12 protein-coding genes are annotated in these 13,703 nt (G+C 68.5%); 6 read left to right on the forward strand and 6 right to left on the reverse strand.

The window, feature by feature from the left end:
• Window positions 1-41 precede the first annotated feature (41 nt).
• From murJ to trxA, 6 genes are all read left to right on the forward strand, one after another.
• A complete protein-coding gene (murJ, locus tag ACIQAC_RS09345) occupies window positions 42-2,462 on the forward strand; it encodes a murein biosynthesis integral membrane protein MurJ (protein ID WP_402188577.1) in 2,421 nt (806 codons plus the stop codon).
• A gap of 116 nt (window positions 2,463-2,578) precedes the next feature.
• Window positions 2,579-4,279 (forward strand): protein kinase family protein, encoded by a 1,701-nt coding sequence (locus tag ACIQAC_RS09350; RefSeq protein ID WP_402188579.1) that lies wholly within the window; start codon window positions 2,579-2,581, stop codon window positions 4,277-4,279.
• 18 nt (window positions 4,280-4,297) lie between these two features.
• On the forward strand, window positions 4,298-5,017 hold the full coding sequence (sigM, locus tag ACIQAC_RS09355) for an RNA polymerase sigma factor SigM (RefSeq protein ID WP_402188581.1): 720 nt from the start codon (window positions 4,298-4,300) through the stop codon (window positions 5,015-5,017).
• Window positions 5,014-5,898, forward strand: coding sequence for an anti-sigma factor family protein (locus ACIQAC_RS09360; RefSeq protein WP_402188583.1), 885 nt, complete (start codon window positions 5,014-5,016; stop codon window positions 5,896-5,898). The genes sigM and ACIQAC_RS09360 overlap by 4 nt, the downstream gene beginning before the upstream one ends.
• A 137-nt stretch (window positions 5,899-6,035) precedes the next feature.
• Entirely contained in the window at window positions 6,036-7,004 is a 969-nt protein-coding gene (trxB, locus tag ACIQAC_RS09365) for a thioredoxin-disulfide reductase (RefSeq protein WP_402188585.1), read from the forward strand.
• 44 nt (window positions 7,005-7,048) lie between these two features.
• The gene (gene trxA / locus ACIQAC_RS09370) at window positions 7,049-7,378 is read left to right on the forward strand and encodes a thioredoxin (protein ID WP_402188586.1); all 330 of its coding nucleotides are present in this window, start codon (window positions 7,049-7,051) and stop codon (window positions 7,376-7,378) included.
• Window positions 7,379-7,473: 95 nt separating this feature from the next.
• Here trxA and ACIQAC_RS09375 read toward each other — a convergent pair whose 3' ends face one another.
• The 6 genes from ACIQAC_RS09375 to yidC all read right to left on the reverse strand — a co-directional run bounded on the left by ACIQAC_RS09375 (window position 7,474) and on the right by yidC (window position 13,700).
• Window positions 7,474-8,091, reverse strand: a complete 618-nt coding sequence (locus ACIQAC_RS09375) for a GNAT family N-acetyltransferase (RefSeq protein ID WP_402188588.1) — start codon at window positions 8,089-8,091, stop codon at window positions 7,474-7,476.
• Between the two features lie 412 nt (window positions 8,092-8,503).
• A complete protein-coding gene (locus ACIQAC_RS09380) occupies window positions 8,504-9,613 on the reverse strand; it encodes a ParB/RepB/Spo0J family partition protein (RefSeq protein WP_402188589.1) in 1,110 nt (369 codons plus the stop codon).
• Window positions 9,610-10,683: a ParA family protein gene (locus ACIQAC_RS09385; protein WP_402189280.1), complete on the reverse strand. Its 1,074-nt coding sequence runs from the start codon at window positions 10,681-10,683 to the stop codon at window positions 9,610-9,612. The genes ACIQAC_RS09380 and ACIQAC_RS09385 overlap by 4 nt, the downstream gene beginning before the upstream one ends.
• Window positions 10,684-11,020: 337 nt before the next feature.
• Window positions 11,021-11,737 (reverse strand): 16S rRNA (guanine(527)-N(7))-methyltransferase RsmG, encoded by a 717-nt coding sequence (gene rsmG / locus ACIQAC_RS09390; RefSeq protein ID WP_402188591.1) that lies wholly within the window; start codon window positions 11,735-11,737, stop codon window positions 11,021-11,023.
• A 145-nt stretch (window positions 11,738-11,882) separates the two neighbouring features.
• Window positions 11,883-12,395, reverse strand: a complete 513-nt coding sequence (locus ACIQAC_RS09395) for a protein jag (protein WP_402188593.1) — start codon at window positions 12,393-12,395, stop codon at window positions 11,883-11,885.
• A gap of 15 nt (window positions 12,396-12,410) precedes the next feature.
• Complete coding sequence (gene yidC / locus ACIQAC_RS09400; protein ID WP_402188595.1) at window positions 12,411-13,700, reverse strand: membrane protein insertase YidC; 1,290 nt, start codon at window positions 13,698-13,700, stop codon at window positions 12,411-12,413.
• Between the last annotated feature and the right edge of the window lie 3 nt (window positions 13,701-13,703).

A 13,703-nucleotide genomic window follows, 5' to 3' on the forward strand; every position in this document is an offset into this window, starting at 1 on the left:
TGTCGTGGCCGGTCGGCCCGGGACGATGAGGTGGGGTAACCATGAACGCGCCGTACGACGGTGACCGCGGCCAGGCCGCGGGGCCCTCGGGCAACCCCGAGGGACCGCCGCCCGAGCCCGGCCAGGTGCCTCCGCAGCACCCCGCGGACATGTACCTCCAGGACGCCTACGACCAGGACCCCTACCGGGCGCAGGATCTCGCCGCCCAGGACCCGGTCGCCGAGGCGCTCTACGACCGTGCCGCGCACCCGCCGCCGCCCCCCGGCACCTACCCGCCGCAACCGATGTACGGGCAGCCGCAGCAGTCGCCGTACGCCCCCGACCCGCGTGTGTGGGCCCAGCCGCCCGCGCCGGAGCCGGAGGGCCCGACGCAGTACCTGCCGCACGGCGACGATCCGCGCAGCACCCAGTTCGTGGGCGTCGACGATCTGGTGACCCAGGCCGGTGAGCAGCGCCACGAGCCGGACGCGTTCGCCCATCTCTTCCGCGACCAGCAGCAGAGCGGTGTGCACCCGGCCGCCGACTACCCGGCCGTGCCGGGCCCGGCCGCGGCGCCGCACATGGGCGCCCAGGCACCCGCGGGCCCCTATCCGGCACAGGCCGGTCCGGCCGGCGGCTACCAGGACGGCCAGTACGCGCCCGCGCAGTACGGGCAGGGCGCGTACCCGGAGGGCCAGTACCCCCAGGGGCAACAGGCCCAAGTCCAGTACCCGCAGGGGCAGTACGGCGCCCAGCAGGTCCCCCAGGAGCGGTACCAGGCGCCCAGGCCGCCGGCACCAGAGGCCGCGGCTCCCGCACCCGCCTCAGGCTCGACCCCCGCCGCCAAGAAGGGTGGCCGCGCGGGCGGCCTGCTGAAGTCCAGCGCCGTGATGGCGGCGGGCACGATGGTGTCACGGCTGACCGGCTTCATCCGCTCGGCGCTGATCGTCTCGGCGCTCGGCGTCGGCCTGCTCGGTGACACCTTCCAGGTCGCCTACCAGCTGCCGACGATGATCTACATCCTGACCGTCGGCGGCGGCCTCAACTCCGTCTTCGTACCGCAGCTCGTGCGGGCCATGAAGGACGACGAGGACGGCGGCGAGGCGTACGCCAACCGGCTGCTGACCCTCGTGATCGTGGTCCTGGGCCTACTCACCGCGCTCGCCGTGCTCGGGGCGCCGCTGCTGGTGCGCGCCCTGTCCAACCCGGTCGCCTCCGACCCCGCGGCCAACGAGACGGCGATCACCTTCGCCCGTTACTTCCTGCCCACGATCTTCTTTATGGGCATCCACGTGGTGATGGGCCAGATCCTCAACGCCCGCGGCCGGTTCGGCGCGATGATGTGGACGCCGGTCCTGAACAACATCGTCATCATCGTGACCCTCGGTATGTTCCTCTGGGTCTACGGCAGCGCCGCCGACTCCGGGATGACCGTCGGAAACATCCCGCCGGAGGGCCAGCGGCTACTCGGCGTCGGCGTCCTGCTCGGTCTGGTCGTCCAGGCCCTCGCGATGATCCCATACCTGCGCGAGACCGGCTTCCGGATGCGGCTGCGCTTCGACTGGAAGGGCCACGGCCTCGGCAAGGCCGCGATGCTCGCCAAGTGGACGATCCTGTTCGTCCTCGCCAACCAGGCCGGCGCCCTCGTCGTCACCCAGCTCGCCACCGCCGCCGTCTCCGACACCAACATCGCCGGCACCGGCTTCAGCGCCTACGCCAACGCCCAGCTCATCTGGGGACTTCCGCAGGCCATCATCACCGTCTCCCTGATGGCCGCCCTGCTCCCGCGGATCTCCCGCTCGGCCGCCGAGGAGGACGCCGGAGCCGTCCGCGACGACATCTCCCAGGGGCTGCGCACCACGGCCGTCGCCATCGTCCCGATCGCCTTCGGCTTCGTCGCCCTCGGCGTCCCGATGTGCACCCTGATCTTCGGCTCCTCGGGAATCGGCGCGGCCACCAACATGGGCTACATGCTGATGGCCTTCGGCATCGGCCTCGTCCCGTACTCCGTGCAGTACGTCGTCCTCCGCGCCTTCTACGCGTACGAAGACACCCGCACCCCCTTCTACAACACGGTCATCGTGGCCGCGGTCAACGCCGGGGCGTCCGCGCTGTGCTTCCTGCTCCTGCCGCCCCGCTGGGCCGTGATCGGCATGGCCGCCTCCTACGGGCTCGCCTACGTCACCGGCGTCGGCGTCGCCTGGAGCCGGCTGCGCAAGCGGCTGGGCGGCGACCTCGACGGCACCCGCGTGCTGCGGACCTACGCCCGTCTGAGCATCGCCTCGGTCCCGGCGGCACTGCTCGGCGGCGCCGCCTGCTACGGCATCACACAGACCCTCGGCCAGGGTGTGCTCGGCTCCTTCGCCGCTCTGCTCGGCGGCGGCGCCGTACTGCTCGGCATCTTCTTCGTCGCCTCCCGCCGGATGCGCATCGAGGAGCTCAACTCGTTGGTGGGCATGGTCCGCGGGCGTCTGGGGCGCTGAGGGGGGTACGCGCACAACCATCGTCCGCCATCGCGTGTCGTGCATAGCGGCGGACTGTGGGCACAATTGGTTTCGGCGTCGTACGAGGCGCAACAGATGGGGAGGCAGGGACGACGGTGGCGGAACGGAGCAGGGCTGCCGTCGACGTGGCAGACAACAGCGGCGACGAGCCGCTGACCGCCGAGGCGGACCAGGCGGACCAGTCCACGGCCGACGGGGTGGACCAGAACCGGGAGCGCGACACGGAGCAGAACGAGGCACAGGGGAGTGGCGGGACCGAGAGTCCCGGGAAGGCCTCGGCGCCCGAACTGCACAGCGGTCACAAGCTCGCCAGACGCTACCGCCTGGAGGAGTGCGTCACCCGTCTGGACGGTTTCAGCAGCTGGCGTGCCGTCGACGAGAAACTCCGTCGCGCCGTCGGTGTGCACATCCTGCCCGCGGATCACACCCGGGCCCGTTCCGTCCTGGCCGCGGCCCGTTCCTCCGCGCTGCTGGGCGACCCCCGATTCGTCCAAGTCCTCGACGCCGTCGAGGAGAACGACCTCGTCTACGTCGTGCACGAGTGGCTGCCGGACGCCACCGAGCTGACCGCGCTCCTCGCGGCCGGCCCGCTGGAGCCGCACGACGCCTACCAGATGGTCAGTCAGGTCTCCGCGGCGATGGCCGCCGCACACCGTGAGGGCCTCGCGCATCTGCGGCTGAACCCCAACGCCGTGCTGCGCTCCTCCTCCGGCCAGTGGCGGCTGCGCGGCCTCGCGGTCAACGCCGCGCTGCGCGGGATCACTTCCGAGACCCCGCAGCGCACCGACACCGAGGCGATCGGCGCCCTGCTGTACGCGGCGCTGACCCAGCGCTGGCCGTACGAGAGCGACGCGTACGGGCTGTCGGGGCTGCCGAAGGGCGTGGGTCTGATCGCCCCCGACCAGGTGCGGGCCGGCATCCACCGCGGCCTCTCCGAGCTGGCGATGCGCGCGCTGGCCAACGACGGCGCCACCGCCTCCCGGCACGAGTCGCCGTGCACAACGCCCGAGGAACTCGTCAAGGCGATCAGCGAGATGCCCCGCATCCGCCCGCCGGAGCCGGTGTTCACCGCCCCGCCCGACTACCAGCGCACGACGTACCAGCAGGGCAGCTACGGCCGTCAGACACGGCATCCCGGCGAGACCCAGCCAGTGCTCCCACCGCCGCCCCCGCTCCAGAGCCGCACCGGCAAGGCACTCAAGTGGGCCGTCTCGGCCCTCCTCATCGCCGCGCTGGGCCTCGGCAGCTGGCAGCTGGCGGACGCCCTGATGGAACAGGGCGAGAAGACGGACGACACCAACCAGACACAGACGACGGACGGCAACGACAAGAGTTCCGAACAGGCCAAGCCGGATCGGCCCATCGCGATCCAGGGCGCCGACGACTTCGACCCCTTCGGCAGCGACGGCTCCGAGAAGCCCGGCGACGTGGGCAAGGTCTACGACACCACGCCCGGCACGTACTGGCAGACGGACTACTATCTGGGCGCCAAGTTCGGCAACCTCAAGGCCGGTGTCGGTGTCATCCTGGATCTCGGCAAGGTCCAGGACGTCGGCAAGGTCACCGTCTCGTTCCAGGGCAGCACCGCCGTCGAGCTGCGCGCGGCGAGCGGTGACTCGAAGCCGGCGAGCTTCGACGGCTACACCAAGGTCGCCGAGGGCACGGGAACCACGGTGCCGCTCACCCCGGAGAAGGAACTCAAGGCCCGGTACGTACTGGTCTGGCTGACGGAACTGCCTCTTCAGTCGAACGGCGAGTACCGGGGCAGGGTCATCGACGTCAAGGTCACCAGCTGAGAGGGCGAGGGCGGGGGTTTGCACAGCAATCAGCAGGACGCACCTGACGCAGACCTCCTGGCTCGGCATGTCGCCGGTGACCCCGATGCCTTCAGTGAGCTGGTCCGGCGTCACCGCGACCGGCTCTGGGCCGTCGCCCTGCGGACGCTCGGTGACCGGGAGGAGGCCGCCGACGCCGTGCAGGACGCCTTTGTGTCCGCCTACCGGGCCGCCCACACCTTCCAGGGGAAGTCGGCCGTCACGACCTGGCTGCACCGGATCACGGTGAACGCGTGCCTGGACCGGGCCCGCAAGGTCGCCTCACGCAAGACCTCGCCCGTCGACGACACCGAACGCCTTGAGCAGCTATTGGAGCCGCACGAGTCGGCGTCGGCTCCCGCCGAGCGCAACGACCTGCACCGCCAGCTCATCGAAGCGCTAGGCACGCTTCCGCCCGATCAGCGGGCCGCCCTCGTCCTGGTGGACATGCAGGGCTACCCCGTCGCCGAGGCGGCCCGGATCCTCGATGTCCCCACCGGCACCGTGAAGAGCCGGTGCGCGCGCGGCAGAGCCAGACTCCTTCCACTTGTCACCCACCTCCGGCCGGACAGAACCAGAGCAGCCGACGATCCGGACGGGGAACGGAACCGGACGCAGGGGACATCCGTCCCACCGGCAGCGGGGCCACCGGATGGTGGTCCTCATGAAGCCGGACCAAGCGACTCAGCTGCTGTGAAGGGCGGAGGTGGGCGAGCGTGACATCCACGACAGACATGACCGGGCACCCGGACGTCGCCGAGATCGCCGACCTCACCGAGGGCCTGCTGACACCGTCCCGGACCGCTGAGATCCGCGGGCACCTGGACGAGTGCGAGCTCTGCGCCGACGTCCGCGCCTCGCTGGAGGAGATCCACGGACTGCTCAGCACCATGCCGAGCACCGAAACCATGCCCGCTGATGTCGCCGCGCGCATTGATGTCGCGCTGGCCGTCGAGGCGACCTCCACCGCGAACTCGAGCGTCGATGTTTCACGTGAAACAGCGGACGACGCTCGTGTTTCACGTGAAACATCGATTTCCGCCGACCGTCCCGCAGGCCGCCCCCGCACCTCGACCACAGGCCCGGGCCGCAAGAACGACCGCGGCAAGCGCCGCCGCGTAACCGTCATCGGCGCCGCCTTCGCGGCCGCCGCAGTAGGCCTCGGCTCGGTCCTGCTGTCCTCACTGATGGGCGGCTCCAGCTCCGGCCCGACGGCCGAGAACCGGTCCACCGCCGCGGACACGTTCTCCGCGGGGACGCTGGAGCGTCAGGTCACCGATCTTCTCGCCCCGGAGCAGGACCTCTCCGGCGGGGCACGTACCCCTGACGAGGGCGTGACCATCGAAGGCGGACCGAACTCGCCCAGGGTGTTCGATTCGCCCTCCGTACCCGACTGTGTCCGCAAGGGCATCGGACGCAACGAGGAGGCCCTCGCCGTCGACGAGGGCACATACAAGGGCACGGACGCCATGCTCGTGGTGCTACCCGACGCCAATGACACCAGCCGGGTCACCGCGTACCTCATGGACTCGACCTGCATCAAACAGGCCTCGGCCAAGATCGCGACCATTCTGCTCCAGACCTCGTACGCGCACCCCTGAGTGCCGCGCGCTTTTCCCCTGCCGTGTGGCCGGACACAGCGGGAATGCGCGCCCCTTAGGATCCGTTGGGTGGGGTGAGAGTCCTGAGAGGGCCCCCCACGGGCAATCCGACGAGTCCAGAGACGAGGAACCAAGTCGTGAGCGACGTCCGTAACGTGATCATCATCGGCTCCGGGCCTGCCGGCTACACGGCGGCCCTGTACACCGCACGAGCGTCGCTGAAGCCTCTGGTCTTCGAGGGTGCCGTGACCGCTGGTGGCGCGCTCATGAACACGACCGACGTGGAGAACTTCCCGGGCTTCCAGGACGGCATCATGGGCCCGGAGCTCATGGACAACATGCGCGCGCAGGCCGAGCGTTTCGGTGCCGAGCTGATCCCCGACGACATCGTCTCCGTGGACCTCACCGGTGAGATCAAGACCGTCACCGACACCGCCGGCACCGTGCACAAGGCGAAGGCCGTCATCGTCTCCACCGGCTCGCAGCACCGGAAGCTGGGCCTGCCGAAGGAGGACGCACTCTCCGGACGCGGTGTCTCCTGGTGTGCCACGTGTGACGGGTTCTTCTTCAAGGACCAGGACATCGCCGTGATCGGCGGTGGCGACACCGCGATGGAGGAGGCCACCTTCCTTTCGCGCTTCGCCAAGTCCGTCACGATCGTCCACCGCCGGGACACCCTGCGCGCCTCCAAGGCGATGCAGGACCGCGCCTTCGCCGACCCGAAGATCAAGTTCGTCTGGGACAGCGAGGTCGCCGAGATCCAGGGCGACCAGAAGCTCTCCGGGCTCAAGCTGCGCAACCTGAAGACCGGCGAGCTCTCGGAGCTGCCCGTCACCGGCCTGTTCATCGCGATCGGCCACGACCCGCGGACCGAGCTATTCAAGGGTCAGCTCGACCTCGACGGGGAGGGCTACCTGAAGGTCGAGGCTCCCTCGACCCACACGAACCTGACCGGTGTCTTCGGCGCCGGTGACGTGGTCGACCACACCTACCGCCAGGCGATCACCGCCGCCGGCACCGGCTGTTCGGCCGCCCTCGACTCCGAGCGCTTCCTCGCGGCCCTCGCGGACGGCGAGAAGGCCGAGCCCGAGAAGACCGCCGTCTGACTCTCCCCCCTCCTCACTGCACCAACCCACGTAAGGAGCCCGCTGTGGCCGATCTGAAGCACGTGACCGACGACTCCTTCGAGCAGGACGTCCTCAAGAGCGACAAGCCCGTCCTGGTGGACTTCTGGGCCGCCTGGTGCGGTCCGTGCCGCCAGATCGCGCCCTCCCTCGAAGCGATTGCCAACGAGCACGGTGAGAAGATCGAGATCGTCAAGCTGAACATCGACGAGAACCCGGGCACGGCCGCCAAGTACGGCGTGATGTCCATCCCGACCCTGAACGTCTACCAGGGCGGCGAGGTCGTGAAGACCATTGTTGGTGCCAAGCCGAAGGCCGCGATCCTGCGCGACCTCGAGGACTTCATCACCGAGTAGTCGCAGCGCGGTCTCCACCGCGACGATGTTTCACGTGAAACACGAATGGGCCAGCCCTTCTGGGCTGGCCCATCTGTATGACGGGCAACGCTCCGCTACAGCGGACGCAGTGCCGGCTCCTTCTGCACCGCGCCCAGCAACCGGTCGATCGCCAACTCGACGTCCTCTTTCCACGACAGTGTCGTCCGCAGCTCCAGCCTCAGCCGCGGATGTGTGGGATGCGGCCGGACAGTCTTGAACCCCACGGCGAGGAGATGGTCGGCGGGCAGCATGCACGCCGGCTCCTTCCAGCGGGCGTCACCAAACGCCTCGATCGCCCGGAACCCTCGCCGCAGCAGATCCTTGGCGACTGTCTGGACCATCACACGGCCCAGCCCCTGCCCCTGGTACCCCGGCATGATGAAGGCCGTCATCAGCTGAACGGCGTCGGGCGAGACCGGGCTCGTGGGGAACGCAGTGGCGCGGGGAACGTAGGCGGGTGGCGCGTAGAGCACAAAGCCCACCGGGACCTCGTCGACGTAGACGACCCGTCCGCACGATCCCCAGTCCAGGAGGACGGCGGAGATCCAGGCTTCCTTCTCCGTCGCGGGTGTGCCCGCCTTTATCGACGCTTCTCCGCTGACTGGGTCCAACTCCCAGAAGACGCACGAACGACAGCGCTTGGGAAGGTCCTGAAGGTTGTCCAGGGTGAGCGGTACGAGCCGGCGCCCCATAAAGGCTGTTCCTCGCTTCCTTCGCCCGCTGCGTCGCGGGCGGCAGTCAGAGCACTCCGTTCCCTGAGCAGGCTGCCGACGAACCCGCCGACCGCGCCCAACCCCAATCCCGCGCTCACCAGTCCGGTCCGGCTCATCGTTCGCATGGCCCCCGCCTCCCCTTGAGAGGTCCTACCAGGTGGATGCGCCATACCCGAACGCATGGTATCCACGATGCCATTCTGCCGATACCGCCTGAAAGCAAAGAGCGGGGGCGGGGGGGGGGGAACACCCCCCCCCCCCCCCCCCCCGCCGCCCCCGCGCCCCCCCCCCCCCCCCCCCCCCCCCCCGGGGGGGGGCCCCCCCCCCCCCCCCCCCCCCCCCCCCCCCGCTCTGCACGTCGACGGACGCGTTCCCGCATCCGACCGAAAGCTCAGCTCTCCGCCTCGTCGCCTTCGTTCTCGTCTTCGTCCTCCAGCAGGCTCTGCTGGAGAAGCAGCCGCTCGCCGGGAGCGAACGAGTTGAGGATCCGCTCCAGATCCTCCGGAGAGGCGAACTCGACGGTGATCTTGCCCTTCTTCTGGCCCAGTTCGACCTTCACCCGCGTCTCGAAGCGATCCGAGAGACGGGTGGCGAGGTCGTTCAAGGCTGGAGAGACCCGGGCACCGGCACGGGGTCCCTTGGCTCGCTGGGCCTTCTGCGGCCGCGAACCCATCAGGGTCACGATCTCCTCGACCGAGCGGACCGACAGCCCCTCGGCCACAACCCGGTAGGCCAGCCGCTCCTGCTCCTCCTGGTCGTCGACGGAGAGCAGGGCCCGCGCATGTCCGGCGGAGAGCACTCCGGCGGCCACCCGGTTCTGGACCTTCGGCGAGAGCCGCAGCAGACGCAGCGTGTTGGAGACCTGAGGGCGGGACCGGCCGATGCGGTCCGCCAACTGGTCGTGGGTGCAGTTGAAGTCCTTCAGCAGCTGGTCGTAAGCAGCCGCCTCTTCGATCGGGTTCAGCTGGGCGCGGTGCAGGTTCTCCAGGAGGGCGTCCAGAAGAAGCTTCTCGTCGTCCGTGGCCCGCACGATCGCGGGGATCGCCTCCAGGCCAGCCTCCCGGCAGGCCCGCCAACGCCGCTCACCCATGATGAGCTCGTAACGCCCGATAGCCGTCTGGCGGACAACTACGGGCTGGAGAAGGCCTACCTCCTGAATGGAGGTGACAAGCTCCTGTAGCGCATCCTCGTCGAAGACCTCACGCGGCTGCCGCGGGTTCGGCGTGATCTCGTCGAGAGGGATCTCGGCGAAGTGGGCACCAACCGGAGACGCGGGCGCCTCCAGTTCCACCGGCGCCAGGTTCTCCTCTGTTTCACGTGAAACAGGCGGCAGAGTGGCCACCTTGGCCGCGGCCACACCACGCTCACTCAGTACCGGGACAGACGTGGGAGACGTCGATGCCGCGCCTCCCATGGCAGCCTGTGCCGGCATCTTCTCGGTCGGGGCAGCAGGGATCAGCGCGCCCAGCCCTCGGCCCAACCCCCTTCGTCGCTCGCTCACTGGATCCCCTCCACCATGCTCGGGTCGCTCTGGGCGCCGATATGGGCGTGGGGCGCGTCATAGCTGACACCCACACCCTTCAGCGCAATTTCTCGTGCCGCCTCAAGATAGGAGAGGGCACCGCTCGATCCTGGATCGTAGGTCAGCACCGTCTGCCCATAGCTCGGCGCCTCGGAGATACGGACCGAGCGCGGAATGCTCGTCCTCAGTACCTCGTCGCCGAAGTGACTGCGCACCTCGTCGGCAACCTGGGACGCAAGACGCGTCCGGCCGTCGTACATGGTGAGCAGGATCGTCGACACATGCAGGTCGGGGTTGAGGTGCCCCCGTACCAGGTCGACATTGCGCAGCAACTGGCCCAGTCCCTCCAGCGCGTAGTACTCGCACTGGATCGGGATCAGGACCTCCTGGCCGGCGACGAGTGCATTGACCGTCAGCAGACCGAGGGAGGGCGGGCAGTCGATGAGGACATAGTCCAGAGGCTGCTCGTAAGCCTGAATCGCGCGCTGAAGCCGGCTCTCGCGGGCCACCAAGGAGACCAGCTCGATCTCCGCACCGGCGAGATCGATCGTGGCAGGTGCACAGAAGAGGCCCTCGACATCGGGGACCGGCTGCACCACCTCTGAGAGTGGCTTGCTCTCGACCAACACGTCATAGATGGACGGAACTTCGGCGTGATGGTCTATGCCCAGAGCAGTGGACGCGTTGCCCTGCGGGTCGAGGTCGACCACCAGCACACGGCCGCCATGCAGTGCCAGCGAAGCGGCGAGGTTGACGGTTGTCGTCGTCTTACCCACCCCGCCCTTCTGGTTGGCGACGACCATGACACGGGTCTGCTCCGGCCGTGGCAGGCCTTCGCCGGCGCGACCCAGCGCCTCGACCGCCAACTGGGCAGCACGACCGATGGGAGTGTCGTCCATCGGAGGCGGTGTTTCACGTGAAACATCCTCCCCCGTCGATTCGGTACGGGGACCGGGGACCGGATCGGTCATCGGTCCCGCGATGTTGGCGTCGGACCGCAAGGATTCACTCTCCTCGACTTCAGGCTCGCAATGAACAGAGCCTCCCATGCCATCGGGGTGGTGAACCAGTGAGGCCTGTTGTTCTGTGGAGAAATCCACCTCTGTGGACAACTCCGTGCCCCCCGAGGGTGACTGACCGCGCTTCCGCGAGAACAGATTGCTCTCCGGCCGGGACGGTGCGTCATCGGATGGGGAACCTCCCAGCGAACCGAGGGGTTTTCGGTCGCGGGGTTCGGCGGCTCGGCCGCGAGTGATGATGCCGTGCAGCAGTGAGCGACGTTTCACGTGAAACACGATGCACAGTGCCGAGGGCCGAACTGTCGCGACACTCCGGCATGCGTAGGTTTGGCAGCTTGTGTGGAGTACGAATGGTCCTCAGGACAGATCAGCGACGTCGGCGCGTACGCCCGGTCCGCGCCGCCTTGGCTCGCTTGGCCGCGAAGCGCACACCGCCGGGGCTCTCCCCGACCTCGACCCGCACCACGGTCGACGGAGGATCCACGATCCCGTCACCCACATGCAGGATCGACGTCTCCACCGCACCGAGTTTACTGAGCGCGGTCGACGCGGCCTTCAGCTCCTCCTCGGCGGTGTCTCCCTTGAGGGCGAGCATCTCGCCGTAGGGCCGCAGCAGCGGGATGCCCCAGGTGGCCAGGCGGTCCAGCGGGGCGACCGCTCGGGCCGTCACCACATGGACAGACGGCAGCTGGCCCATGACCTCCTCGGCCCGGCCGCGCACCACGGTCACATGGTCCAGGCCGAGCAGCTCCACGACCTCGGTGAGGAAGTTCGTACGCCGTAGCAGTGGCTCCAGGAGCGTGATCTTCAGGTCCTCCCGGACCAGGGCCAGCGGAATGCCGGGCAGGCCGGCGCCGGAGCCGACATCGCAGACCGTGACACCCTCGGGCACGACCTCCGAGAGCACCGCGCAGTTCAGCAGATGCCGCTCCCAGAGCCGCGGCACTTCGCGTGGGCCGATCAGACCGCGCTGCACACCCGCCTCCGCGAGCAGCTCCGCGTATCGGACCGCGTCCGCGAAGCGATCGCCAAACACCTCCTGCGCCTGCTCGGGCGCAGGGGGGAGCTCCGCTGACTCCGTCACGGGGACCGTCCTTCCATACCGCTTCGACGCAGGGCGCCGATCACCAGGGCTCAGGATCTACGGGGAACCATCAGCCGTCAGGAACAGGCTGACAAAGTTCGGCCCCGCCTGCGCTACAGACGGGGCCGGTGGGACGTGGAACTGCTCAGGCGGGCAACACGACGACGAAGCGCTGCGGCTCCTCGCCCTCGGACTCGCTGCGCAGCCCGGCGGCCTTGACCGCGTCGTGCACGACCTTGCGCTCGAAGGGCGTCATCGGCTTCAGCTTCACGGGGGAGCCGCTGCTCCTGACCTCGGCCGCGGCCTTGGCACCGAGCTCGGCGAGCTCGGCCCGCTTCTGGGCGCGGTAGCCGCTGATGTCCAGCATCAGCCGGCTGCGGTCGCCGGTCTCCCGGTGCACGGCCAGGCGCGTGAGCTCCTGGAGCGCCTCCAGCACTTCGCCGTCACGGCCGACGAGCTTGTGCAGCTCACGGCCGCCCGCGTCGCTGATGATCGAGACAGAGGCGCGGTCGCCCTCGACGTCCATGTCGATGTCGCCGTCGAGATCGGCGATGTCCAGCAGACCCTCGAGGTAGTCCGCCGCGATCTCGCCCTCCTGCTCCAGGCGGGACAGGGTGTCTGCACCCTCGGTAGCAGCGGAGGTGGTGCCTTCCGTCACGGGATGGACTCCTTTTTACTTCTTGGTCGGGGACTTGGGCCGCTGGGGGCCCTTGCGCTGACCGGACTGGGCCCGGCTGCGGGAGCCGTTGTCGGACTTGGACGCCGACTTCCCGGTGGACCCGCTCGGCTTGGCGTCCGCCGGCTCGTCGGACTTGATGAGCGAGGTCGGCGACGAGGAGGTCTTCTCGGCACCGCCCGCGGGCTTCACGGGGCCACGCTTGGACTTGGGCTGCCGCTTGGGCTGCTGCCGCTTGGGAGTCGGCGCCGCGGTGGTGGTGGTCGTACCGTCCTCGTGCTGCACGGTCACGGCGTTCTCGCTCTTGACCACGGAGCCGTCGGCCTCAGCGGCGAGCCCGGCCTTGCTCAGACCGTTGATGAACTTGCGCTCGTGGTCGTTGCGGTCGCGGCCCTTGGCGACGATGGCCTTGACGATGGCACGCTCACGCCGGTTGCGGGTCTTGCCATGGTGCGTGACGTGCTTGTGCAGGCGCTCCAGGTAGGCGGCCTGGGCCTTGGAACCCGGAGTCGGGTTGTTGCGGATGACGTACATCTGCTGGCCCATGGTCCACACGTTGGTGGTCAGCCAGTAGACGAGGACACCGACGGGGAAGTTGATGCCGAAGACGGCGAACATGACGGGGAAGACGTACATCAGCATCTTCTGCTGCTGCATGAACGGGGTCTTCACCGAGGTGTCGACGTTCTTCGTCATCAGCTGGCGCTGTGTGTAGAACTGCGACAGCGACATCAGCACGATCATGATGGCGGTGACGACCCGCACATCGGTGATCGTGGAGCCCAGGGCCTCGACCTTGGACGAGCCGTCGGTGAACTTCGACGCGAGCGGGGCACCGAAGATGTGCGCCTTCTGGGCGCTGGCCAGCAGCCGCTCGTTGATCACGCCGATGGTGTCGTTCGAGGCGATGCTGTTCAGCACGTGATACAGGGCGAAGAAGAACGGCGACTGCGCCAGGATGGGAAGGCACGAGGACAACGGGTTGGTACCCGTCTCCTTGTACAGCTTCATCATCTCTTCGGACTGGCGCTGCTTGTCGTTCTTGTAGCGCTCCTGGATCTTCTTCATCTCGGGCTGCAACGTCTGCATCGCCCGCGTCGCCTTGATCTGCTTCACGAAGAGCGGGATCAGGCAGATACGGATCAGGATCACCAGCGACACGATGGACAGGCCCCAGGCCCAGCCCGTGTCAGGGCCGAAGATCGCACCGTACAGCGAGTGGAACTGGACGATGACCCACGAGACGGGTGTGGTGATGAAGCTGAAGAAGCTGGCAATCGTGTCCACTAA

It is taken from the genome of Streptomyces sp. NPDC088387, from assembly GCF_044753385.1.
Taxonomy (GTDB): Bacteria; Actinomycetota; Actinomycetes; order Streptomycetales; family Streptomycetaceae; genus Streptomyces.